Here is a 24,257-nt window from a genome sequence, read left to right as displayed (position 1 = left end):
ACGTACGTCCCGGCCCCAACTAGGGTGCCGCGCAGGCCGACTGCCGTGCGTCCGGCAACTGGCCCACCGGCATTGCGATGTCAGAGGCCGGTGCCACAGTGGGGTGGTAGGCGACGACGACGGCCCCCTCCCGGCCGCCGCGGCTCCTCAAGGAAACGGACCCACAGCGCACTTACCGGCAACTGGGGGTGATCGGTCTCGTGGCAGGTACGGAAGCCGGCGCGCACGCCGCGCGCACCCGGGCCCTGGCCGTGCTGCGCATCCGCAGCACCGCGCTGGCCGTCGCCCTGCTGCCGGCGGCCGTGGCCGTGGTGCTGCTCGCGGGTTCGCTCACCGGCCGCATCCCCGACGGGAGCGCCTTCGCCGCCGCCCGCCCGGCCGTGACCGCCGCCGCGCTGGTCGTCCTCGCCCTCGCCGTGGTGGTGGCCGCGGTCGTCGTCCGGGCCCGCCCGGCGCTCAGCCCCACCGTGCCCGTCCCCGAGGAGACCGCCCCCGACCTCTACCGCCTGGTCCGCGACCTGGCGGACCGGCTCGACGTCCCGGCGCCCTCGGCCATAGCCCTCACCCCGGACTGCGACAGCTGGCTGGAGGACCGCACGCATCCGGCGCACCGCGCCCGCCCCGCGCCGGGCGGGCGGCCCCACCGCCCCGCCGCCCCGGTGCTGGTGATCGGCTCGCCGTTCCTGTGGTGGATGCGCGTCGCCGAGCTGCGCGCCCTGCTGGCCCCGGTCGTCGCCGGCACCGGCCCGTCCGCCCAGCCCGACATAGCCGCCGCCCGCCGCTTCGTCCGCGGCCTGGACGCGGCCGTGGCGGTCGCCGCGGGCCGCCCGCTGCTGGCCTTCGTCGGCTGGACGGCCCGGCTGCTGCTGCACTCCTGCCGCGACCACGCCGCCGAGATGGAGCGCGGCGTCGCCGCGGCCGCCTCCGAGCGCGCCCAGACCGTGGACTACGGCCTGCGGATCGTCGCCCAGGAGCAGGTCGGCCTCGCCTACGCCGGCTGGGACCGGCTGCTCAACCGGGTCGCCCTGCCCGCCTGGCGGATGGGCCGCTGGCCGTCCCGGCTCGACGCCGGCGTGGTCTCCGCGCTGACCGAGCTCTCCCGCCGCGACCGGCTGGCCGAGGGCTTCGCCTCCCGCCTGGGCGAGCGTCCCGCCTGCGATCTGCTGGAGGAGCCCGGCGTCATCGACGAGGCCGCCTCCCTGCTGGCCGCCCGCCTCTTCCACGGCGGCCCGGACCGGCCCTGCCCCGGCTGGACCCCGGTCAGCTGGAGCCAGTACCCGGAGGAGGTCGTGGACCGCAAGTGGCGGCTGGAGGCCGCCCGGCTGCACCGCGTCCTGGAGGACGTCCTCGACGACCTCACCGCCTGCCCCGCCGGGGCGGTGCCCGTCGAGGACGGCACCCCCGCCCCGCCCACGGTCGCCCGCGTCCTCGACCGCCTCACCGGCCCGGCCGGCCCGGGCGTCGGCGAGCGGCTGGGCGCCCGGCTCAGCGCCGAGCTGGCCCGCGAGGCCGGGCACCGCACCGGCGGCGGCCGCCCGCCCGGCGGCCCGGGCGCGCGCGGTGCCGACGGGCCGCGGTTCGACGGGCTCGTCCCGCTGTTCCCGCTCCAGCCGCCGCGCAGCGACCGCGAGCTGCTCACCGACCACGTCACGGCCATGATCTGCTGCGCCGCCGTGGACACCGCGGGCGCCGTCCCCGGCCTCGACTGGCTGGACGGCCCGGCCCTGCTGGTCGGCGGCGCCCGCCGCGCCGACCTGGCCCGCACGGTGCTCAGCCTCGTCGAGGACGGGGACGGCGAGCCGCTGCGCGCCTGGCTGGGCGAGGTCGGCGTCCGTCCGGAGAAGCCGGTCCGGCTCGGCTGAGCGCGGCGGCGCGGGGAGGGGGCAGGGATGGACGGCTGGGAGTCCGGCGCGCTCGCGCACGCCGCGACCGACCCCTTCCGGGCGGCCGCCCCGCTGCCCTGGCTGCGGACCTCCGCCGCCCCCTGGTACGCCGTCGACGACGTCCGCCGGAGCGTCCGCGGCTTCACCTCACGGCCCGCCGTCGCCCCCGGCGAGGCCGTGGACCTCCACGTCACCGTGGAGCCCCCGCGCCCCTTCACCGTGACCGTCCACCGCATCGGCCACTACGCGGGCCACGGCGCCGCCAAGGTGGCGGAGAGCCCGCCGCTGGCCGGCCTGGTCCAGCCGCCGCCGCTCGTCGCCGACCGCGCCGTCTCCTGTCACCACTGGTGGCTCTCCTGGCGCCTGCCCGTCCCCGCCCACTGGCCGACCGGCGCCTACGTCGCCGTCCTGGCCACCGACGACGGCGACCGCGCCCACGTCCCGTTCACCGTCCGCGACGCGGCCCCCGCCGACCTGCTGCTCGTCCTGCCCGACCTCACCTGGCAGGCGCACAACCTCTACCCCGAGGACGGCCGCACGGGCGCCGGCCTGCACCGCGCCTGGGACGAGCACGGCCGGCTGCTCGGCGAGGAGGACGCGGCGGTCACCGTCTGCGCCGACCGCCCCTACGCGGGTACGGGCCTGCCGCCCGACATCGGGCACGCCTACGACGTCATCCGCTGGGCCGAGCGCCACGGCTACGACCTCGGCTACGCCCACGCCACGGACCTGCACGCGGGCCGCGTGGACCCGGCCCGCCACCGGGGCCTGGTCTTCCCCGGCCCCGCGCCGTACTGGTCCGCGCCCATGCGGCGCGCCGCCGAGGCCGCCCGCGACGGCGGGACCTCCCTGGTCTTCCTCGGCGCCGACACCCTCCACTGGCAGGTGGAGACGGCCCCCTCGCCGACCGGCCCGGACCGGCTGCTGACCTGCCGCAAGTACCGCGGCGCCGGCCGCTCCGCGCGGTGGCGGGACGTCGTCCCCGAGCAGCAGCTGCTGGGCATCCAGTACGCGGGCCGCGTCCCCGCGCCCGTCCCCCTGGTCGTCCGCAACGCCTGGCACTGGCTCTGGGAAGGCACCGGCGCCGCCGAGGGGGAGGAGCTCCCCGGCCTCGTCGCGGGCGCCGCCGACCGCTACCACCCGCGCACCGCCCTGCCCGCCCACACCGAGCGCGTCCTCCTCGCCCACTCCCCGTACCGGGACGCCAAGGGCGCCCGGCGCCACCAGGAGACGTCCCTGTACCGGGCCCCGAGCGGCGCCCTGGTCTTCGCCTCCGGCACCTCGGCCTGGGCCCCCGCCCTGGACCGGCGGGGCCACGCGGACGCCCGCGTCCAGCGCGCCACGGCCAACCTGTTCGACCACATCTGCAAACCGGCCTGACCCTCTGCGGAGCGCGCCGCCGTCATGCGGCAGAATCGAGGCGTTTGGACAAACCACCAGGAGGACGCGTGTCCGGATTCGTCGAGAAGCCCGAACCCGTGGAGGTGCCCGGCCTTGTGCATCTGCACACGGGCAAGGTCCGCGACCTCTACCGGGACGGGGAAGGCCGCCTGGTGATGGTGGCCAGCGACCGCATGTCCGCCTACGACTGGGTGCTGCCCACCGAGATCCCGGACAAGGGCCGGGTCCTCACCCAGCTCTCCCTGTGGTGGTTCGACCGCCTCGCCGATCTCATCCCCCACCACGTCCTCTCCACCGAGCTGCCGCCCGGCGCCCCCGCCGACTGGGCGGGCCGCACGCTGGTCTGCCGCTCCCTGGACATGCTCCCCGTCGAGTGCGTGGCCCGCGGCTACCTGACCGGCTCCGGCCTGGCGGAGTACGAGCAGACCCGCACCGTCTGCGGCCTCGCCCTCCCCGAGGGCCTCGCCGACGGCTCCGAGCTGCCCTCCCCGATCTTCACGCCCGCGACGAAGGCGGAGGTCGGCGAGCACGACGAGAACGTCGCGTACGAGGAGGTGGCCCGCCAGGTCGGCGCCGAGACGGCCGCGGAGCTGCGGCAGGCGACGCTCGCGGTCTACGACCGGGCCCGGGAGATCGCGCGGGACCGGGGCATCATCCTCGCCGACACGAAGTTCGAGTTCGGCCGGGACGCCGCGGACGGTGGCCGTCTGGTCCTCGCCGACGAGGTCCTCACGCCCGACTCGTCCCGCTTCTGGCCGGCGGACGAGTGGAGCCCCGGCCGCCCGCAGCCGTCGTTCGACAAGCAGTACGTGCGCAACTGGCTGACCTCCCCGGCATCGGGCTGGGACCGCCACGGGACCACGCCCCCGCCGCCCCTCCCGGAGGACGTCGTGGCACAGACCCGGGCGCGCTATGTGGAGGCGTACGAGCGATTGACGCTGACGCGCTGGCAGTCCAGCCCGTCCGGCGTTTGAGGACTGGGGCCCCCTCTGGGGGAGCCCGAAGGGCGGTACGGGTCCGGGGCTCGGCCCCGGGGAAATGGTGAAAGGGCGGGTCCGGGGCAAGATCCACCTACAGTGGGGACGCATGGCCGCCCCCACCCCCGCCCCCATCCTCGTCGTCGACGACGACCCCGACGTCCGGGAAGCCGTCGCCGACAGCCTCCGCGTCGAGGGCTACGAGGTCCGCACCGCCCGCGACGGCCTGGAGGCCCTCGAAGCCCTGGCCAAGGACCGGCCGCCCGCCGCCCTCGTCCTCGACCTCGCCATGCCCGTCCTCGACGGCCTCTCCGTCTGCCGCCGCCTCCGCGAGCTCGGCGACCGCACCCCCGTGCTCGTCCTCACCGCCCGGGACGCCGTCTCCGACCGGGTCGCCGGCCTGGACGCCGGAGCCGACGACTACCTCGTCAAACCCTTCGCCCTCGACGAGCTCCTCGCCCGCCTCCGCGCCCTCCTCCGCCGTGCCGCCCCCGCCGCGGAACAGCAGGGCGACGGAGAGGAGTTGACGTTCGGCGACCTCACCGTGGACCCGGTCACCCGCACCGGCACCCGTGCGGGCACCCACCTCGACTTCACCCGCACGGAGTTCACGCTCCTGGAACTCTTCCTGCGGAACCCCGGCCAGGTCCTGCCCCGCGAAACGATCCAGCAGCACGTCTGGGGAACCGACTTCGGGCCCGAGTCCAACTCCCTCTCCGTCTACATCGGTTACCTCCGCCGCAAGCTGGAACAGGGCGGCGCGCCCCGTCTCCTGCACACCGTGCACGGCATCGGCTACCGCCTGGCGGAACAGTGAAGCCCCGAGCGAGACCCCCGGTGAGCCCCCGGGCGAGACCCCGGATGAAGGTCCGGCTGCGCACCCGCCTGGCGATCGTCACGTCCGCCGCCGTGGCCGTCGTCGCCCTCGGCGTGCTCGCCGCCGCGTACGTGGTCATCCGCTACGAGATCAGGAACCAGCTCGACCTCCAGCTCAAGCAGCAGTCCGGCACGATCGCCCAGCAGGCCCGGCAGAGCGGCACCGGCGTGCTCTACGCGGAGTGCGCCTGGCTCGCGGCCCCCGCCTGCGCCCAGGTCGTCCCCGCGGACCCGGCGGCCCCCGGACAGAGCAAACTGGTCCTGCCCGTCACCGGCGCCACGCGCCGCGTCGCGGCCGGCTCCCTCGGCCCGTACTACAGCGACATCGTCCGCGACGGCCGCTCGCTGCGGATGTACACCATCCCGCTCGGCGGCGGCCGGGCCCTCCAGGCCGCCGTGCGCTCCGACACGGTGGAGAAGGGCGTCGAACAGGCCGGCCTGCTCCTCGGCGCGGTCGGCGGCGCCGGAGTGCTGCTGGCGGCCGGCCTCGGCTACTTCTCGTCCCGTACGGCGCTGCGCCCCGTGACCCGGCTCACCGCGACCGCCGAGCGCATCGCCGCCACCCGCGACGCGGCCCACCGCATCGAGCTGCCGCCCCACGAGGCCGCGCGCGGGGACGAGATCACCCGCCTCACGGACAGCTTCAACACCATGCTGGGCGAGCTGGAGGACGCCGTCGCCGCCCAGCGCCGCCTCGTCGCGGATGCCTCCCACGAACTGCGCACCCCGCTCACCGCCCTGCGCACCAACGCCGAACTCCTCGCCCGGGCGGAACGGCTCACCCCCGCCCAGCGGGACCGCGCCGCGACCGCGCTGGGCCGCCAGCTGCGCGAGGTCACGGGTCTGGTCAACGACCTGATCGAACTGGCCCGGGACGAGGAGCCGCAGCAACTGGTCGAGCCCGTGCGGCTGGACCTGCTCACCGAGCGCTGTGCCGCCGACGCACGCGGTCACTGGCCGGACACCCCGTTCGCCGTGGACGCGGAGGAGGTCACGGTGAACGGCGTCCCGGCCCGGCTCGCCCGGCTGCTGGCCAATCTGCTCGACAACGCGGCCAAGTTCAGTCCGTCCGGCGGCGCCGTCGAGGTGCGGCTGAGCGTCACCACGGACCGCATCGACCTCACGGTTCGCGACCACGGCCCGGGGATCTCCGCCGAGGACCTGCCGTACGTCTTCGACCGCTTCTACCGCTCCCGGCAGGCCCGCGCCCTGCCCGGCTCCGGGCTGGGCCTCGCCATGGCCCGGCAGATCGCCCGCGCCCACGGGGCGGAACTCACCGCGGAACGCCCGGAGGGCGGCGGCGCCCTCTTCCGGATCCGCTTCCCGTCGGGAGGATCAGGAGGAGTGGGAGGATCAGGAGGACCAGGAGGACCAGGAGGACCGGAGCGCTAGAACGCCGAAGGCCCCGGTCATGATGACCGGGGCCTTCGTTCTGGAGCGGACGACGAGGCTCGAACTCGCGACCTCAACCTTGGCAAGGTTGCGCTCTACCAACTGAGCTACGTCCGCATTTCGCTCCGCGCTTCCGTGCGGTGCGGGTTCCACTATAGCCAACCCTGAGCGCGTGCGATGCGCGCCGCCGCGTGACGGTTCTCCGCACCCAGCTTCGCGGCGGCCGCCGAGAGGTAGTTGCGGACCGTCCCGGCCGTCAGCCGGGCCCGCTCCGCGATCTCCGCGACGGGCGCCCCGTCCTCCGCCAGCTCCAGGAGCTCGGCCTCGCGGGCGGTCAGCGGGGAGTCCCCCGCGCTGATCGCGTCGGCGGCCAACTCCGGGTCCACATAACGGCTTCCGCCGTGCACGGTGCGGATGATCTCGGCGAGCCGCTGGGCCGAAACGGTCTTGGGGACGAACCCCCGCACACCCGCCTCCAGGGCGCGCTTGAGGTGCCCGGGCCGGCCGTGCCCGGTCACGATCATGGTGCGGCAGCCGGGGAGTTCGGCCCGCAGCGTTGTGGCCACCGTCACACCGTCGGCGCCCGGCATCTGAAGATCCAGCACCGCGACGTCGGGCCGGTGCGCCCGCGCCATGGCGATCGCCTCCGGCCCCGAGGCGGCCTCGGCGACGACGCGGAGGTCGTCCTCCAGGCCGAGGAGCGCGGCGAGCGCGCCGCGGATGAGGTGCTCGTCGTCGGCGAGCAGCAACGTGATCACGAGGTGCCTCCAGGGGATGCGGCGAGGGCGGCGGACGGCTCCGGAGCCGGCTCCGGACGGTCCGTGCACTCCGGCGCGAGGGGCAGCTCCACCGTCACCCGGAACGTCCCCTTGCCCCGCCGCTCGGCCACCAGCGTCCCGCCCAGCGCGGCGGCCCGCTCACGCAGCCCCGCGAGACCGGAGCCACCGGTGCCGGGCTTCGGCGCCGCGACGCCCACCCCGTCGTTCTCCATCATCAACTGCACCCGGCCGTCCGCCGTGCGGAGCCGGATCGCGCACCGCCCGGACTCCGCGTGCCGCAGCACGTTCGTCGTCCCCTCCCGGACCGTCCAGGCCAGCACCGATCGCACCTCGTCCGTCAGCTCCTCGCGCACGGTGTCGTCCACGCGGCAGACGATCCCGGCGGCGCCCAGCACTCCGCGCGCCCCGGCCAGCTCCGTCGGCAGGTCCGCCTCGCGGTAGCCGCGCACCACCTCGCGCATTTCCCGCTGGGAATCCCGCGCTATGCGCTGCACCTCGGCCATCTGCTCCACCGCGGCGGGCGACCCCCGCCGGGCCAACTGCCCGGCGAGCTCGCTCTTGAGGGCGATCACCGTGAGATTGCGGCCGAGCACATCGTGCACGTCCCGCGAGAAGCGCAGCCGCTCCTCCGCGACGGCCAGCCGCGCCTGCACGGCCCGGGCCGCCTCCGCCTCCCACATCACCGCCAGCACCCAGCCCGTGGTGCGCACGGTGGACAGGCTCCACAGCGCGAGGAACCAGACCATGAAGACGACGACCACCGCCCCCGCCGCCCGCCCCCCGAACGGCAGGACGGCCAGACCCGCCACGGGCCCGCCGACCAGGCACCACAGCAGATACGTCCGCACCCGCGCCGCCAGCAGGCTCAGCGCCCCGAAGAAGGTCAGCCCGCCGGAGAGCAGGGTCGTGCCCCGCGCGGTGCCGTCCGTGGCCCCGGTGGCACCCACCAGGAGAACGACCACCACGATCGAAGCCAGTTGAAGGATCCCGGCGAGGACGACCAGCCGCCAGGGAGCGGGCCGCCCGAGCCGGTAGCGCTCCAAGGACCGCCGGAGCAGGCCCACCCCCAGGACGCACTGGGCGAAGCCGAGCGCCGCCAGCGCCCAGGAAAGCCCCCGCCCCTGCCCGGTCTCGCTCAGCAGGACCGGGGCGGCGGTCAGCGGAAAGATGAACGGCAGCAGATACAGCGTCCAGCGCATATAGCTGTCCACCTGGGAGATCCTGCTCCGCCCTCGCCAGCCCGACAGCCGTGTCGGTACCCCCATGTCCTCCCCCGTCTCAGCGCCGCGGCTCCCAGCGGAACCACCGGTTCACAGCAAACACGGCCACCCCGGTCCAGGCCAAGGCGGCCAGCACGTGCCCGCCGGCCTCGTGCGCCCCCATCCCGCCGAGCCAGCCCCCGCGCAGCAGCGCCACGGCCGGGCTGAGCGGCAGCAGCTCGCACGCCGAGGCCACCGGGCCGGGCAGCAGCTCCAGCGGGACGACCATCCCCGAGCCCATGAGCGAGACGAGGAACAGCGGCAGGGTCACCAGCTGGGCGCTCTCGACGGACCGCGCCCAGGCGGACGTCACCGCGGCCAGCGCGGCACACACCACGATGCCCAGGATCAGCCCCGCCGACACCAGGTCCGGCCGGGCCGGGGCCCCCACCCCCAGCCACGTCACGCCCGCGACGGCCAGCAGCGCGCACTGCGCCACGGATATCAGCACGGCGGGCAGCGCCGTCCCCGCGAGGATCTCCGGATCCCGCGCCTCCCCGCAGCGCAGCCGCTTGAGGACCAGTTCCTCGCGCCGCGCCACATAGGCGCTGACGAGGTTCTGGTGGACGACGAAGAGCAGGACGAAGCCGAACCCGGCCGTCATGGCCGTCTCGTCGACGGACATCCCGGCCTCGCCGAGGTCGAGCCCGTCGATGCCCCCGATGCTGCTCCGCATGGCCCAGACCATCAGCGGAGGCATCAACAGCGCCGTATACAGGGCGAGACGGTTGCGTCCGAGCAGGATCAGCTCGGCGCGGCCGAGGGCCAGCATCCGTGTCACGGCCGTCATGCGTCCGCCTCCACCCGGTCCGTGCCCGCGCCCGCTATCGCGAGGAAGGCCTCCTCCAGCGAGGCGGTCCGGGCGTCCAGCCCCTCCAGCTCGACGCCCGTGTCCCGGGCCCACACCAGGAGTCCGGTCAGGGTGCGTTGCAGCTCCCGCGTCCTGAGCTCCACCTGCCCGCCGGCGCCCGGCAGTTCGGAGTGGTGCAGGACGCCCAGCTCGGCCAGCGGCGGCAGGTCCCCGACGAACCAGCCCGGCGGCATCGCGAAGCGGATGCGGGACGGACGACCGGCGATGACCTCACCGGGCGTGCCCTCGGCCGCTATCCGGCCCTCGCTCATGATCGCCAGACGGTCGGCGAGGGCCTCGGCCTCCTCCAGGTAGTGCGTGGTGAGCACCACGGTCGTCCCCCCGTCGCGCAGCTCGCGCACCAACTCCCAGGTGAGACGGCGGGCCTGGGGATCGAGGCCGGTGGTCGGCTCGTCCAGGAACAGCACCTCGGGCCGGCCCAGCAGGGCGAGCGCCAGATCGAGCCGACGCCGCTCGCCGCCGGAGAGCTGCTTGACGCGGACGTCCCGCCGCCCGTCCAGCCCCACGAGCTCCAGCGCCTCGCCGACGGGGCGCGCCCCGCTGGTGCACCCGGCCCACATCGCCGCCGCCTCGACCGCCGTGAGCTCGGACGGGAAGCCGTCCTCCTGGAGCATCACCCCGATCCGGGGCCGCACGGCGGCCCGTTCACCGTACGGATCGAGGCCGAAGACCCTGACCCGGCCGCCCGTCGGCGGGGCGAGGCCCTCCAGCAGCTCGACGGTGGAGGTCTTGCCCGCCCCGTTCGTCCCCAGCAGGGCGAACAACTCCCCGCGCCGCACGTCGAAGCTGATGTCCCGCACCGCCTCGAAGCCGGCCTCACCGGACGGTCCGTATCTCCGCCGCAGGTGCGAGACCTCGATCACACGCTCCCCGATGTCCATGACTCCAGCGTCCCGGCGGCCGGCGGCGGAGTGCAGTGCGGCCCGTCATGACTTCCGCTGACAAACGTCATGTGAGTCTGCGGAAAAGGGAGATGGAAGGGGGGAGACGGAACGCCGAAGGCCCCGGTCAAGATGACCGGGGCCTTCGTTCTGGAGCGGACGACGAGGCTCGAACTCGCGACCTCAACCTTGGCAAGGTTGCGCTCTACCAACTGAGCTACGTCCGCATGCGCTCCGCGCTTCCGTGCGGTGCGTGCACCACTCTACCTGATCCACCGGAGTGGTCGGTAAGCGATGAGAGCGGGTGACAGGAATCGCACACTGCGCCTCCCCCTTGGAAAGGGGGCGCTCTACTACTGAGCTACACCCGCAAGCCATCCTCCGGACCACATGAGTGGCCGGTGAACGGTCAGAGCGGGTGACAGGAATCGCACACTGCGCCTCCCTCTTGGAAAGAGGGCGCTCTACTACTGAGCTACACCCGCGCGCCATCCCCCGGACCGCATGTGCGGCCGGTGAACGGTCAGAGCGGGTGACAGGAATCGCACACTGCGCCTCCCCCTTGGAAAGGGGGCGCTCTACTACTGAGCTACACCCGCGCGTTCCGGGGAGTCCGGCCTGTCGGCCTCGCCCCTCGGCGTGATCCAGACTCTAGCGGATCATGCGGGGTGCGATGCAAATCCGGTGCCGGGAAGGGCAGTCGGCCCGGTGGACGCTTGCGGACAGGGGTGTGCAAAGGCGGACAACCGGCCCCGGGAAGACGTACGGGCGACCCCAGGAAAGGCGGACAGGCGCGCCCCCGGGGACCCGGCCGGCCGGCGGCCCGCTCCCCGGGGGCGCGATCCCCGGAAGACCCTCGACGGAAGGTCCTCAGTTCGCCGCGTTGAACGCCTCGTACACCTTCTTGGGGATCCGGCCCCGGGGCGGCACCTCCATGCCGTTCGACCGGGCCCACGCGCGCACCGCCGCCGGGTCCGGGGCGACGGAGGTGCGGCGGTACGCCTTGCCGGAACGGGCGCGCTTGCGCCCCGCGTCCAGGTAAGGCTCCAGTGAGAGTCGGAGTTTCTTCGCATTGGCAGTGTTGAGGTCGATCTCGTACGACTTGCCGTCGATGCCGAAGGTGACGGTCTCCGCGGCCTCTCCTCCGTCGATGTCATCGAAGAGCGTCACTACCACACGCTGCGCCACGGAATGGTCCTTTCAGCCTGTATCGCCGCGCTGACCTGCGGCGATGCATGGGATTAGGTGGTTCTCCGGCAATGCCTTTTCGGCTCTGCGACAAAGGACATTGTCCGGTGCAGCCCAGTTAATTCCGTCGGCGTGCCGGTTTGCAATGGGAACCGTGTGTCCTTCCGGTATTTTTCCGGGATTTTTTCTCGCGGTGGTGCCCCGGTGACCGTCGGTAAAGGCGTCGGAGGCTCTCCGATATCTACCCGCGTAGATTTTTCGGGACGGTACGCTGGCGGCACCGCTTCAGCTCACGCACCACACACCGGGAGTGCCAGTGGCACGCGTCGTAGTCGACGTCATGCTCAAGCCGGAGATCCTCGACCCGCAGGGGCAGGCGGTGCAGCGCGCGCTGCCACGCCTGGGCTTCGAGGGGATCGCCGACGTCCGTCAGGGCAAGCGCTTTGAACTCGAGGTGGAGGGGCCGGTCGACGAGGCCGCCCTCGCCCGCATCCACGAGATGGCGGAAACGTTTCTCGCCAACACCGTGATCGAGGACTTCACCGTGCGGGTCGAGACCGAGACCGAGGTCGGGTCGTGACGGCACGGGTAGGGGTCGTCACCTTCCCCGGCACGCTCGACGACCGCGACACCCAGCGCGCCGTCCGGATCGCCGGACTGGAGGCGGTGCCGCTCTGGCACCGCGACAAGGACCTCAAGCAGGTCGACGCCGTGGTCCTGCCCGGCGGCTTCTCCTACGGCGACTATCTGCGGGCGGGCGCCATCTCCCGCTTCTCGCCGGTGATGGAGACGGTCGTCGAGCAGGCGAAGGCGGGGATGCCCGTCCTCGGCATCTGCAACGGCTTCCAGGTGCTCACCGAGACGCACCTGCTGCCCGGCGCGATGCTCCGCAACAACCACCTGCACTTCATCTGCCGCGACCAGAAGCTCCGCGTGGAGAACGCGGACACCGCCTGGACGGCCGACTACGAGGCGGGCCAGGAGATCTCCGTCCCGCTGAAGAACATCGACGGCCGGTACGTGGCCGACGAGCGCACGCTGGACGAGCTGGAGGCCGAGGGCCGGGTCGCCTTCCGCTACCTCGACGGCAACCCCAACGGCTCGCTCCGTGACATTGCCGGCATCACCAACGCCGCCGGGAACGTCGTCGGGCTGATGCCGCACCCCGAGCACGCGGTGGAGCCGCTCGTCGGCACCGGCCGCACGGACGGGCTCGGATTCTTCACCTCGCTCCTCAAGAAGCTGGTCAACGCATGAGCCTGGACACGGTCGAGCACGCGGCCGAAACCCCGGACGCCCCCCAGCCCTGGTCCGAACTCGGCCTCAAGCAGGACGAGTACGAGCGCATCCGCGCCATCCTCGGCCGCCGGCCCACCGGCGCCGAGCTCGCCATGTACTCGGTGATGTGGTCCGAGCACTGCTCGTACAAGAGCAGCAAGGTCCACCTCCGCCAGTTCGGCGAGAAGGCCCCGGCCAACGATGCGCTCCTCGTCGGCATCGGCGAGAACGCGGGCGTCGTGGACGCGGGTCAGGGCTACGCGGTCACCTTCAAGGTGGAGTCGCACAACCACCCCTCGTACATCGAGCCCTACCAGGGCGCCGCCACCGGCATCGGCGGCATCGTCCGCGACATCCTCGCGATGGGCGCCCGCCCGGTCGCCGTGATGGACCCGCTGCGGTTCGGCGCGGCCGACCACCCCGACACCAAGCGGGTGCTGCCCGGCGTCGTCTCGGGCATCGGCGGCTACGGCAACTGCCTGGGCCTGCCCAACATCGGCGGCGAGGTCGTCTTCGACTCCTGCTACCAGGGCAACCCGCTGGTCAACGCGCTCTGCGTGGGCGTGATGAAGCACGAGGACATCCACCTCGCGAAGGCGTCCGGCGCCGGTAACAAGGTGATCCTCTACGGTGCCCGCACCGGCGGCGACGGCATCGGCGGCGTCTCCGTCCTGGCCTCGGAGACCTTCGACGCCGCTACTCCCGCAGGGGCCTCGGCCAATCGTCCGGCCGTCCAGGTCGGCGACCCCTTCCAGGAGAAGCTCCTCATCGAGTGCACCCTGGAGGTCTTCCGCGAGGACCTGGTCACCGGCATCCAGGACCTCGGCGGCGCGGGCCTGTCCTGCGCCACCAGCGAGCTCGCCTCCGCCGGCTCCGGCGGCATGCGCGTCGAGCTCGACACCGTCCCGCTGCGCGACGCGACGCTCTCGCCCGAGGAGATCCTCATGAGCGAGTCGCAGGAACGCATGTGCGCGATCGTCGAGCCGGACAAGGTCGCCCGCTTCCTGGAGATCTGCGAGAAGTGGGACGTCATCGCCACCGTCATCGGTGAGGTCACCGACGGCGAGCGGCTGGAGATCTTCTGGCACGGCGAGCGGATCGTGGACGTGCCGCCGCGCACCGTCGCCCACGAGGGCCCGGTGTACGAGCGTCCGTACGCCCGCCCCGAGTGGCAGGACGCCCTCCAGGCCGACGACGCGAACAAGCTGGCCAGGCCGTCGACTTCGCAGGAGCTGCGCGAGCAGGTCCTCAAGCTGGTCGCGTCCCCGAACCAGGCGTCCAAGTCCTGGATCACCAGCCAGTACGACCGCTTCGTGCAGGGCAACACCGTCCTCGCGCAGCCGGAGGACTCCGGCATGGTGCGCATCGACGAGGAGACGAACCTCGGCGTCGCCGTCGCCACCGACGGCAACGGCCGCTACGCCAAGCTCGACCCGTACGCGGGCGCGCAGTTGGCGCTCGCCGAGTCGTACCGCAACGTGGCCGCCACCGGCGCCCGTCCGCTGGCCATCTCCAACTGCCTCAACTTCGGCTCGCCCGAGGACCCGGCGGTCATGTGGCAGTTCGCCGAGGCCACCCGTGGTCTCGCGGACGGCTGCCTGGCGCTGGGCACGCCCGTCACCGGCGGCAACGTCTCGCTCTACAACCAGACCGGTGACACCGCCATCCACCCGACGCCGGTGGTCGCCGTGCTGGGCGTGATCGACGATGTCAACCGCCGTACGCCGATGGCGTTCGCGGAGGAGGGCCAGCTGCTCTACCTCCTCGGCGACACCAAGGAGGAGCTGGGCGGTTCGGCCTGGTCCCAGGTGGTCCACGACCACCTCGGCGGCCTGCCGCCGGCCGTGGACCTCGACCGCGAGAAGCTGCTGGGCGAGATCCTCATCTCGGGCTCGCGCGACGGCATGATCGACGCGGCGCACGACCTGTCGGACGGCGGTCTGATCCAGGCGGTCGTCGAGTCGTGCCTGCGGGGCGGCAACGGTGCGCGGATCGTCGTCCCCGACGGCCTGGACCCGTTCGTCTTCCTCTTCTCCGAGTCGGCGGGCCGCGCGGTCGTCGCGGTGCCGCGCAGCGAGGAGCTCCGCTTCACGGACATGTGCGGGGCGCGGGGTCTGCCCGCGACGCGCATCGGGGTCGTGGACGGCGAATCCATCGATGTGCAGGGGCAGTTCAGCCTGCCGCTGGCGGAGGTGCGGGGCGCGCACGAGGCGACGATTCCGGCGCTGTTCGGGTAGGAGTCCTTCCCCTCCCCGCCCTTTCACCGTTTCCTCCGGGGCTGCGCCCCTCGGCCCCGCAATGCGGCTGCGCCGCATTGTCCTCAAGCGCCGGACGGGCTGAATCAGCCTGTCCGGCGCCTGAGGACAGCACCCGAAGGGTGCTTCGGGGGCCAGGGGCGAAGCCCCCGGTTACGCGGCGGAGCCGCGTTCGGGGCCGGGGCCCGCCCCGGGAAACGGAGAAAGGGCGGGGCTGGGGCTCTCCTCGGTGACGGGCGAAGCCACGGCCGGCACCCGCAGCCGCATCGCCAACAGCAGCGCCACCCCCATCACCCCCGCCGCCACCGCGAACACCACGTCCACGGACGTGACGAACGCCCCGACCGCGTCGGCCCGTTCGGCCCCCCGAAGCGACGCGATCCCGCTCGCCGACCCACCCGGCCCCTCCGTCGCGTACACCCGCGCCAGCACCGTCCCGAACAACGCCGACCCCAGCGACGTCCCCAGCGTCTGGAAGAAGCGCACCCCGGTCGTCGCGACACCGAGCTGACGCCGCGGCGCGGCCTGCTGCACCAGCACGATCAACTGCCCCAGCAGCTGCCCGAATCCGGCCCCGAGCAGCAGCATCTCGGCCCGGACGACCCACAGCCCCGTGTCCGTCTCCGTCAGCGCGAGCAGTCCCATGGCCGCGCCCGCGCAGAGCGCGCCGCTGATCACGGACGCCTTGGGGGACCGGCCGAGCCGGGCGGTGACGAGTCCGGCGGCGGCCATGCCGAGCGCCATCGGGAGCATGAACAGGCTCGCCGAGGTGGGCGCGATGCCCCGGGCGACCTGCAGGTAGAGCATCACGTAGACGATCGAGCCGATGAGCGCGAGCCCGACGAGCCCCTGCACCGCGAAGCCGATGCGCAGGACGGGGCTGCGGAACAGCGAGAGCGGGAGCACCGGTTCGGCGGCGGTGGCCTGGCGCCAGAGGAAGAGGGCGAGCAGCACCGCGCAGCCGCCGGACAGCCCCAGGATCACCGGCGAACCCCAGCCGTAGTCGCGGCCGCCCCACTCGGTGACCAGCAGCAACGCGGTGGAGAACGCCGCGGCGAGCGCCGCCCCGAGGAAGTCGATGCGGCGCCGTACGCCGTGGTGGGGCAGGTCGAGGGTGATCGCCGCGCCGATCAGCACCGCGATGCCGATGGGCAGGTTGACGTAGAAGATCCAGCGCCAGTCGGCGTGGTCGGCGAGGAACGCGCCGAGGAGCGGACCGAGGGCCATGCCGGTGCCGGCGACGAGCCCGCCGACGGCGGAGCCCTTGTTCTTCTCGCCCTTCTCCTCCTCCACCGACTGCTTGAGCTGGGCTATGACGACCATCGTGACGCTCATCAGCCCGCCGCCGCCGATGCCCTGGACGGCGCGGAAGGCGATGAGCTGCTCCATGGAGCCGGCGGCGCCGCACAGCGCCGAGCCGACGAGGAAGACCGCGACCGCGCCCAGGAAGACCCGCTTGGCCCCGAGGGTGTCGCAGAGCTTGCCGTACAGCGGCAGTACGGCGGTGGAGGCGAGGGCGAAGGCGCTGATGAGCCAGGGGATGCGGTCGATGCCATGGGCGGGGTCGAGGTCCTCGACGATCGGGACGGTGACGGCCGAAACGATGTTCTGGTCGAGGACGGCCAGCAGCATCGTGACGAGGCAGAGGGCGAAGCCGGCTTTCCGCCGGCCGGCGGACATGGGTGCGGTCATGGGCGACAGCCTGAGGCACAAACATGTACCGAGTCAATTCTTCGTCCGGGATTAATTTTCATCCTGGTACAGTCATGTCATGACCGAGGAACCGGGGCTGCGCGAGCGCAAGAAGATCCAGACCCGCCGCAGGCTGTGGACGATCGCGGTCGACCTCTTCCTGGAGCGCGGCTTCGACAAGGTCTCCGTGGCCGAGATCGCGGCCGCCGCGGACGTGTCCAAGATGACGGTCTTCAACTACTTCGGCACCAAGGAGGACTTGGTCGTCGGCCCGATGCGCGAGCACGCCGACGACGTGGCGCGCGCGGTGCGGGAGCGGCCGCCGGGGGAGTCCGTGGTGGCCGCGGCCCGCCGCCAATTCCTCTCCGCGGTGGACGCGTTCGACGCGTCGGTGGGGATGAACGACCGGTCCTATGTGCTGCGGGTGCGCCGGATGATCGCCGAGACACCCGCGCTGCTGGCGCGGGCCCGGGAGGTCGTCCGCCTCGGCGAGGAGCGCCTCGCGGAGGCGCTGGTCGCCGAAGCCGCGCCGGGCGACGAGCCCTTGGCGCGGATCGTGGCCGCGCAGCTCGTGGCGGTCCGCGCGGGACTTACGGTGCACAACCACGGGCGGTTGCTGGCGGGGGAGCGGGCGGCGGACATCGTGGCCGACGCGAGGGCGCTGGCGGAGCGGGCGTTCGGCATGGTCGAGTCCGGGCTGGGGGAGTACGGGGTGAAGTGAGCCCCGGATCACGGAGACCCGGTCTACGGAGCCCCTGATCACCGGGCCCCGGATTACGCTCGCCGCATGAGCCCTGCCCCGCGCAAGCCCCGTATCCGCACCTACGACCCCGCCAAGGTGCGGACCGCTCTGCGGGGTGAACTCGGCGCCCTGCGCGGGGCGGTCGAGGAACTGGCCGGCCGCCCCGGCGCCTTCGCCGCCCCCACCCGCCTCGGCGACTGGACCGTCCGCGAACTCGTCGTCCACCTCGCGGCCGTGCTCGAACGTCTGCCCGGCCACCTCGCCGCCGCCGGCCCCGCGCCCGACGCCGCGGAGCCGCGCGTCACCCTCCGGGACTACGTGCCCCGCCTCCGCGCCGCCGCCGCGTCCGTCGACGAGGAGGCCGCCGCCGGCGCCGCGGGCGTCCAACCCCGGGAGGCCGCCGACCGGTTGGCCGCCGCCACGGACCGGCTGCTCGAAGCGGCCGCCACGGACCCGGCCGTCGTGATCCGCAGCCGCTTCGGCCCCATGACCGTCGGCGACTTCCTGGTGACCCGCCTGCTGGAGGCCGTGGTCCACGCCGACGATCTCGCCGCCGCCACGGGCCTCTTGATCACCCACGACCGCCAGGCCCTGGCCGCCGTCACCCGGCTGCTCGCGGACGCGCTGGCCGTCAAGGCCCCCGGGGGTTCGGTGGAGGTGAGGATCCCGCCGTTCGCCGTGGTCCAGTGCGTGGAGGGCCCCCGGCACACCCGGGGGACCCCGCCGAACGTCGTCGAGACCGACGCCCTGACCTGGATCCGGCTGGCCACGGGCCGCCTCGCGTGGGACTCCGCCGTCGAGGACGCGCTCGTCACCGTCGGTGGCGAACGGGCCGACATTTCGCACCAACTGCCGTTGCTCGCCTGAGCGCTCGCCTGAGCGCCGAACTCCCCTGCGTACGCGCCGAGTGGCTGTGCGTGGTGTGAGACATCCCCGGTCGTCCCCGGTTCGGATGAACCACGTTGCTGCCATAGACTCGAGGTGTGCCTCGTGGTGATGGACGACTCAACCACGACCTGCTCCCCGGCGAGAAGGGCCCCCAGGACGCTTGCGGCGTCTTCGGTGTCTGGGCTCCCGGCGAAGAGGTCGCCAAACTCACCTATTTCGGGCTGTATGCGCTGCAGCACCGTGGACAGGAGTCCGCGGGCATCGCGGTGAGCAACGGCTCCCAGATCCTCGTGTTCAAGGACATGGGCCTCGTGTCCCAGGTCTTCGACGAGACCTCCCTCGGCTCGCTCACCGGCCACATCGCCGTGGGCCACGCCCGCTACTCCACCACCGGTGCCTCGGTGTGGGAGAACGCCCAGCCCACCTTCCGCGCGACCGCCCACGGCTCCATAGCCCTCGGTCACAACGGCAACCTGGTCAACACGGCCGAGCTGGCCGAGATGGTGGCCGCGCTGCCGCGCGACGGCGGCCGGGCCACCCAGGTCGCGGCGACCAACGACACCGACCTGGTCACCGCCCTCCTCGCCGGCCAGACCGACGACGACGGCAAGCCGCTGACCGTCGAGGAGTCGGCCGCCAAGGTCCTCCCGGACGTCAAGGGCGCCTTCTCGCTCGTCTTCATGGACGAGCACACCCTCTACGCCGCCCGCGACCCGCAGGGCATCCGCCCGCTCGTCCTGGGCCGCCTGGAGCGCGGCTGGGTGTTCGCCTCCGAGACCGCCGCCCTCGACATCGTCGGCGCGTCGTTCGTCCGCGAGGTGGAGCCCGGCGAGCTGATCGCCATCGACGAGCAGGGCGTGCGCAGCAGCCGCTTCGCCGAGGCCCGGCCCAAGGGCTGCGTCTTCGAGTATGTCTACCTCGCCCGCCCCGACACCGACATCGCGGGCCGCAACGTCTACCTCTCCCGCGTCGAGATGGGCCGCCGCCTGGCCGAGGAGGCCCCGGCCGAGGCCGACCTGGTGATAGCGACCCCGGAGTCCGGCACCCCGGCCGCCGTCGGGTACGCCGAGGCCAGCGGGATCCCGTACAGCTCCGGCCTGGTCAAGAACAGCTACGTCGGCCGTACGTTCATCCAGCCGAGCCAGACCATCCGCCAGCTCGGCATCCGGCTCAAGCTGAACCCGCTCAAGGAGGTCATCCGCGGCAAGCGCCTGGTGGTCGTGGACGACTCCATCGTCCGCGGCAACACCCAGCGCGCCCTGGTGCGGATGCTGCGCGAGGCCGGCGCCGCCGAGGTCCACATCCGGATCTCCTCGCCGCCGATCAAGTGGCCGTGCTTCTTCGGCATAGATTTCGCCACCCGTGCCGAGCTGATCGCCAACGGCATGACGGTGGAGGAGATCGGCAAGTCCCTGGGCGCCGACTCCCTCGCCTACATCTCCATCGACGGCATGATCGAGGCGACCACCATCGCCAAGCCGAACCTCTGCCGCGCCTGCTTCGACGGCGAGTACCCGATGGAGCTGCCCGACCCCGAGCTGCTCGGCAAGCATCTGCTGGAGACCGAGCTCGCAGGCGGCCCCGACGCCGCGGACGCCCTGCGCCGCCCGTAAGAACGACACGAAAGATCTCGAGAGCATGCCCTCTGCAGAGACCACTGGTGCCAGCTACGCAAGCGCGGGCGTCGACATCGAGGCGGGCGACCGCGCCGTCGAACTGATGAAGCAATGGGTGAAGAAGGCCACCCGCCCCGAGGTCGTCGGCGGCCTCGGCGGCTTCGCCGGCCTCTTCGACGCCACGCCCTCAAGCGGTACGAGCGCCCGCTGCTCGCCTCCGCCACCGACGGCGTACGGGGCTTACCCAAGGTCCTAGTAACATCGCTGCGGGACGTACCGCATTGTGGCGAATCGAGTACTATCGTTACAACATAAGTCGGCGCATCGACTAAGAGTCGGAGTGGATAATCATGTCTTCGAACGCACCAATGGATGGAGTGCGTATGGCGGTGCGAGGTGCTCGCCTGTTTTGGGCACTTTGGACCGGAGCGGTACAATATCTTGCTGGATACGTCAAGGTGTGACGTTCTCGGTGCGGTGCTAGGGCTCGCCGCGAATCGCTCGAAGGGCAATCGCCTGAGGGTGCTACCGTCAAGCGGCCTATGCGGTAGCGTCAATTGGATAGCGTTTCGGCGTATGATCTCATTGTGGCTGGGGGAAGAAAAAAAAAGAAAGATGGGAAGCTACTTAATAAACCTCGGGCTGTCATTCGGCGCGACTAGTCGGTAGCGTGGCGGGAACATGCCTGGCATCGATTTAGGCGTCGTCAGAGGCGCGAACTGCGGTGAGCTGGGTTCGCGGATTACTCATTCGTCGTTTCAGGGGCGACGTCTGTTATCATCGCTTAGATATGGGCGCTCGTTCCGTGACTTCAGCTACTGAACGTGTATAATACTAGTCCGCTAAACGTGTCGCGCTTACGTTATGCATCTTGAACGAGGGCGAGAGATATGGTTATGCCGGACTGGGAAGCTGTGATGACAGCGAGTGTCCTATGATTCGGTCCGCGTACCCTTTCATGGCGAGAGTTTAGCTGGCTGGAGCTGCACTACCAAGCGAGTCTTGTGGTACTTATCACTCTCGACTGAAATGGTAGCAGCCTTTTAAGCTACTTCATGCATAGTCTAGCAAAAAAAATGACACCAGATGTGGTGGCTGACACGCCGTTCTCGTGCACATCACACGGCAGAGTCAGGCGTAAGTCTTCATCACATATGCGGTCATCGCCCTGAGGATGATAGTCCGACAACACCTCGCTAACGCGAGGAGTACTGACGCGTTATGCTTGTACTAGCCAGCTGTGGATACAGCCGTGCAGTCGGTGTATCCATTCCTGTGTATTCGGTTCGAGCTGTCTGGGCGTGGACGAGCGGCGGTGAACTTGAGAGGGGACATATTTAGCTTTCAAACATTGGGTGTCGGCATAGTGAACGACGTCATGTCGTGTCCTCTGCGCACGTATTATGCCGTGGACTTATTAAAGCGCAGCTCTTGCCACCTGCGCGCTGGCACCTGGGAGGGGGGGGGGGGGGGCGGTCTAGTTGTTGCTTGCCCTGTACGCGGAGAAGTTATCTAGCACCGAGTGTTGTTCGTGCGACGTGCCAAGATGCGTAACACGATTGCACCACTGACGCGTTTTGAGATCCTTGTACACGTGTCGGGAACTACAGCAGCAATGACGCGAGGATTCTGTTCCGAATTTCCAAGCCCAGGGGAGCCTGTTCCCTGCCCTGGGGGCGGCCTGCGTGCAAAAAGGGTGGTCCAGGAGCAACAGACAGCCTAAGTAGCGCACAGAGGAGCGTTTTTAAAGGATACACCGTGTTGACCGGGGTAGCGGAAATGTTACAAGCTAGAGATCGGGGGGGGGCGGTCAGCAGCGGCGGGCTAGAAGTTAGCGAGACTAGACGCGTCCCGAGAAATAGCTGACGTATCATGGGCCCATCAGAGCTTTTCGTCAGTCCTCGCGGATATGTATACTGCGCAATGAAAATTCCAGCTCAGTTATACAATAGGGGTTTTAGCTACGGTGCGTATGCATGTCAGTCTCTTACAGACTCTTCCGAGGCGCATCAATCTGGGGTTCCGGCGTCTCTGTCTTGCTTGACTGCGCTACAGCCCTAGATGGTGCGCTCTCTAATTCTCGTCATCCAGGCGTAGTGAGATTTCGTGTTAAAGCCGTAGCGATAGCGCTTGTGTTGTACTTCAGTGGTAGTCTTTTAGGCTGGGAGTCGAGTTCTTTGGTCCTGGTTGGGGACAAGTTTCTGGGAATTTATGCGGCTTGCCCTCGCCTAATGTCGCGATCCCAGGCATGCTCAGAACCGCACCACATCCAGATTACTGGGTTTGCTAATGGATCGGGCGTCTGACCGAGGGCGCCGCGAGAGTGCTATGACACCGCGGTATCACATGTCATTTGGAGTCACTGATAGATGCGGATACCCCGCACGGAGGTCTGGCTCAGACATCGCTCTGTTAGGACTTTCACACAGTTACGATTTTGGAACTTCTCGAATCAATGCGTACGTTAATCGGCGAGATTATTCGCCGCAAATGTGCTTTTATCGAGCGTGCCTGTGACGGATGCTAATCTATACTGTACGCTGACGAGATAAGAGTAAGCCTAATGCTCGTACATTCTTCTGCATGGTCAGTCGTGGTTACAAGATTTTAACCGATTCAACATGCGCGAGCTGGTGATACGTGCTGTCATCAGACGGTATAGTGAGGGTGAGCACTGAAGGTGCTCGGGCGTTCATGATCGTGTGATACAAATATGCTGATGGCATTGGATCCGCAATTACTACGGCCGTGGCACACTATGGATTGGTGAACTTTACGTCGCAGTCGATGTCATTCATCACGAACTCGGTGAAGTGATACTCTTGGGCTTCTAAACAAACAATACGGAAGTGAGAGAGAACAAGGACAGAGAGAATCATTACACGTGTGTATATCCGCTCTAGGTGGTATACGGGGTACTGCGCAGGTCTATTAAGCGTCCCGACAAGACCAGTTATTCTCTCGCGCCGTTGGGATGGTCTATGTTACTGAGGTTCATTACAGGATGAGAATGAGATACCTCAGAGGTCAAAAAAAAAACACGCTACCTCGGCGTTAGTCTGAGACACGCGCGGAGTGCGGGTGAGACACGCTGACCAGGGCGGAGAGGGTGAGACAGAGGGCGAGGCAGCTGCTACTCGGACGGTATTGTGCTCGATGTGACCGCGTCACGGTTGGGGGCGGGCAGAAGCGTGATCCGTATCGGCGGTGCGCGACATAGCAGAGGGTACCTGTGGAGTCCTACAGACAACTAAGTCTCTTGGCGGGACCGCATGCAATGACATACATGACGAGTGAACTCGTGATGCAATAGCTCTGGGGGGGGCCAGCAAAAAAAAAAATGCGTCTGCACTAGCGCCGTTAATCCCGAGGGGTGCGAGGCCATTGGGCGGCGCCCGAGGCTTATTTGTTAGGCTCTAAGCAGACTAATAGTTGTCGCGGCCGCCATGACTGAACAGTACAACAGCGTAGGTAATCCAGTATCCTCTACATTGGATAGTCCCTGGTACTGACATGTTAGCGTAGATGAGCGTGCTGGCAATCGCGCGATGAAAAGCAGGCTCGCCGGAGGTGCTAGTGTATCGTACGCATCGAGGTCAGAGCTGTGTACGTACGACCCTTACGCCGGTGCCAGTGATTGTGCAGCGGCTCAAGATTACAATTATCATGATTCAATACGTAGCGAGCACAAATACGCAGATCTATGTCGTCGATCTTGATTCTGGGAATGCAGATTGCCATCAATACGTCTGGCTCGCGCTTGACGCTGATACACACATTTTCTGAGAGACAGGGCTGTGTGCGTGTTGGTAAGCCGAGTTCGCTCGCATAAGCGCTGGTGTCTGTGGGGGCCTGCCCGGCTCAACGTTACAGTTCAGGTGAACGAGGGGCCGCGCGATCGGATTTCCGGCTCGTGGACGGCGTCGTGTCAGACCGGTCGCGTATAGTCTAGGGCGCGGTAATGCCAGTGGGACTCGAACACTGCGTCTGGTGCTAGTATGCCTCGCTTCGCTCTGGATGGATTCTCTATGCGCGCGCACCAACAGGCAGTCGAGTACTCGGGTATCTTGAGTGTCGGCGCGAGGTGGTCGGAGCCGCCTACGTCTGCATCGGATTGCGCGTACGGATGTAAGCCGACGTCGTTTATCCATAATAGTTCCGACAACACGAGCATCGTTGAGACGTCTATTCGTAAAATTCCAGTTGGAGCCCGGCCAGCTCGACCCGCAACACGACCCTCTGTGCCGACCAGTTAGGAGAACAACGTGGCGCCGAGGGG

The 24,257-nt window shown here is 69.8% G+C and carries 17 protein-coding genes, 5 tRNA genes and 1 pseudogene; 12 read left to right on the top strand and 11 right to left on the bottom strand.

Translation table 11 applies throughout. The annotated features are described in order from the left end of the window. Positions 1–191: 191 nt before the first annotated feature. The 5 genes from ABD794_RS15930 to ABD794_RS15910 all read left to right on the top strand — a co-directional run bounded on the left by ABD794_RS15930 (position 192) and on the right by ABD794_RS15910 (position 6,529). Positions 192–1,862, top strand: a complete 1,671-nt coding sequence (locus ABD794_RS15930; protein ID WP_425586037.1) for a hypothetical protein — start codon at positions 192–194, stop codon at positions 1,860–1,862. A 27-nt stretch (positions 1,863–1,889) separates the two neighbouring features. After that, positions 1,890–3,263 carry a N,N-dimethylformamidase beta subunit family domain-containing protein gene (locus tag ABD794_RS15925; RefSeq protein WP_344964018.1) on the top strand — a complete coding sequence of 458 codons (1,374 nt, stop codon included), beginning with the start codon at positions 1,890–1,892 and terminating at the stop codon, positions 3,261–3,263. 68 nt (positions 3,264–3,331) lie between these two features. Then, positions 3,332–4,258 (top strand): phosphoribosylaminoimidazolesuccinocarboxamide synthase, encoded by a 927-nt coding sequence (locus tag ABD794_RS15920; RefSeq protein ID WP_344964016.1) that lies wholly within the window; start codon positions 3,332–3,334, stop codon positions 4,256–4,258. A gap of 112 nt (positions 4,259–4,370) precedes the next feature. Continuing rightward, entirely contained in the window at positions 4,371–5,078 is a 708-nt protein-coding gene (locus tag ABD794_RS15915) for a response regulator transcription factor (RefSeq protein ID WP_344964015.1), read from the top strand. Positions 5,079–5,122: 44 nt separating this feature from the next. Then, positions 5,123–6,529, top strand: a complete 1,407-nt coding sequence (locus ABD794_RS15910; protein ID WP_344964040.1) for a HAMP domain-containing sensor histidine kinase — start codon at positions 5,123–5,125, stop codon at positions 6,527–6,529. Positions 6,530–6,570: 41 nt separating this feature from the next. Here the strand turns inward: ABD794_RS15910 and ABD794_RS15905 are convergent. The 10 genes from ABD794_RS15905 to ABD794_RS15860 form a co-directional block, all read right to left on the bottom strand. Next, positions 6,571–6,646: transfer RNA gene (locus ABD794_RS15905), tRNA-Gly, on the bottom strand. Positions 6,647–6,681: 35 nt separating this feature from the next. Next, positions 6,682–7,287: a response regulator transcription factor gene (locus tag ABD794_RS15900; protein ID WP_344964013.1), complete on the bottom strand. Its 606-nt coding sequence runs from the start codon at positions 7,285–7,287 to the stop codon at positions 6,682–6,684. After that, positions 7,284–8,573, bottom strand: coding sequence for a sensor histidine kinase (locus tag ABD794_RS15895; RefSeq protein ID WP_344964011.1), 1,290 nt, complete (start codon positions 8,571–8,573; stop codon positions 7,284–7,286). The genes ABD794_RS15900 and ABD794_RS15895 overlap by 4 nt, the downstream gene beginning before the upstream one ends. Before the next feature lie 13 nt (positions 8,574–8,586). Next, a complete protein-coding gene (locus ABD794_RS15890) occupies positions 8,587–9,357 on the bottom strand; it encodes an ABC transporter permease (RefSeq protein ID WP_344964009.1) in 771 nt (256 codons plus the stop codon). Further along, positions 9,354–10,319: an ABC transporter ATP-binding protein gene (locus ABD794_RS15885; RefSeq protein WP_344964007.1), complete on the bottom strand. Its 966-nt coding sequence runs from the start codon at positions 10,317–10,319 to the stop codon at positions 9,354–9,356. The genes ABD794_RS15890 and ABD794_RS15885 overlap by 4 nt, the downstream gene beginning before the upstream one ends. 151 nt (positions 10,320–10,470) lie before the next feature. Then, positions 10,471–10,546, bottom strand: a tRNA-Gly gene (locus ABD794_RS15880). Positions 10,547–10,618: 72 nt separating this feature from the next. Beyond that, a tRNA-Gly gene (locus tag ABD794_RS15875) sits at positions 10,619–10,690 on the bottom strand. Positions 10,691–10,732: 42 nt separating this feature from the next. Next, positions 10,733–10,804: transfer RNA gene (locus ABD794_RS15870), tRNA-Gly, on the bottom strand. Between the two features lie 42 nt (positions 10,805–10,846). Beyond that, positions 10,847–10,918, bottom strand: a tRNA-Gly gene (locus ABD794_RS15865). 271 nt (positions 10,919–11,189) lie between these two features. Then, entirely contained in the window at positions 11,190–11,507 is a 318-nt protein-coding gene (locus tag ABD794_RS15860; RefSeq protein ID WP_344964005.1) for a histone-like nucleoid-structuring protein Lsr2, read from the bottom strand. Positions 11,508–11,823: 316 nt separating this feature from the next. On the opposite strand from ABD794_RS15860, the gene purS reads away from it, so the two are divergent. The 3 genes from purS to purL are packed head-to-tail and all read left to right on the top strand — an operon-like array spanning position 11,824 to position 15,022. Continuing rightward, positions 11,824–12,087, top strand: a complete 264-nt coding sequence (gene purS / locus ABD794_RS15855; protein ID WP_344964004.1) for a phosphoribosylformylglycinamidine synthase subunit PurS — start codon at positions 11,824–11,826, stop codon at positions 12,085–12,087. After that, complete coding sequence (gene purQ, locus ABD794_RS15850) at positions 12,084–12,764, top strand: phosphoribosylformylglycinamidine synthase subunit PurQ (protein WP_344964003.1); 681 nt, start codon at positions 12,084–12,086, stop codon at positions 12,762–12,764. Before purS ends, purQ begins: the two co-directional genes overlap by 4 nt. Beyond that, entirely contained in the window at positions 12,761–15,022 is a 2,262-nt protein-coding gene (purL, locus tag ABD794_RS15845) for a phosphoribosylformylglycinamidine synthase subunit PurL (RefSeq protein WP_344964001.1), read from the top strand. Before purQ ends, purL begins: the two co-directional genes overlap by 4 nt. 171 nt (positions 15,023–15,193) lie before the next feature. On the opposite strand, the gene ABD794_RS15840 is transcribed toward purL, so the two are convergent. Continuing rightward, entirely contained in the window at positions 15,194–16,720 is a 1,527-nt protein-coding gene (locus tag ABD794_RS15840) for an MFS transporter (RefSeq protein ID WP_344963998.1), read from the bottom strand. A gap of 91 nt (positions 16,721–16,811) precedes the next feature. Here ABD794_RS15840 and ABD794_RS15835 point away from each other — a divergent pair, with 91 nt between their 5' ends. The 4 genes and pseudogenes from ABD794_RS15835 to ABD794_RS15820 all read left to right on the top strand — a co-directional run. Continuing rightward, entirely contained in the window at positions 16,812–17,453 is a 642-nt protein-coding gene (locus ABD794_RS15835) for a TetR/AcrR family transcriptional regulator (protein ID WP_344963996.1), read from the top strand. 66 nt (positions 17,454–17,519) lie between these two features. Beyond that, positions 17,520–18,341, top strand: coding sequence for a sterol carrier family protein (locus tag ABD794_RS15830; protein ID WP_344963994.1), 822 nt, complete (start codon positions 17,520–17,522; stop codon positions 18,339–18,341). A gap of 116 nt (positions 18,342–18,457) precedes the next feature. Further along, on the top strand, positions 18,458–19,975 hold the full coding sequence (gene purF / locus ABD794_RS15825; protein WP_344018648.1) for an amidophosphoribosyltransferase: 1,518 nt from the start codon (positions 18,458–18,460) through the stop codon (positions 19,973–19,975). A gap of 25 nt (positions 19,976–20,000) precedes the next feature. Then, positions 20,001–20,212 (top strand): annotated as a pseudogene (locus ABD794_RS15820) (phosphoribosylformylglycinamidine cyclo-ligase); the annotation flags it as partial. Between the last annotated feature and the right edge of the window lie 4,045 nt (positions 20,213–24,257).

It is taken from the genome of Streptomyces thioluteus, assembly GCF_039535865.1.
Note: the sequence above shows the minus strand (reverse complement) of the source record. Positions and strands in the feature narration are given on the sequence as shown.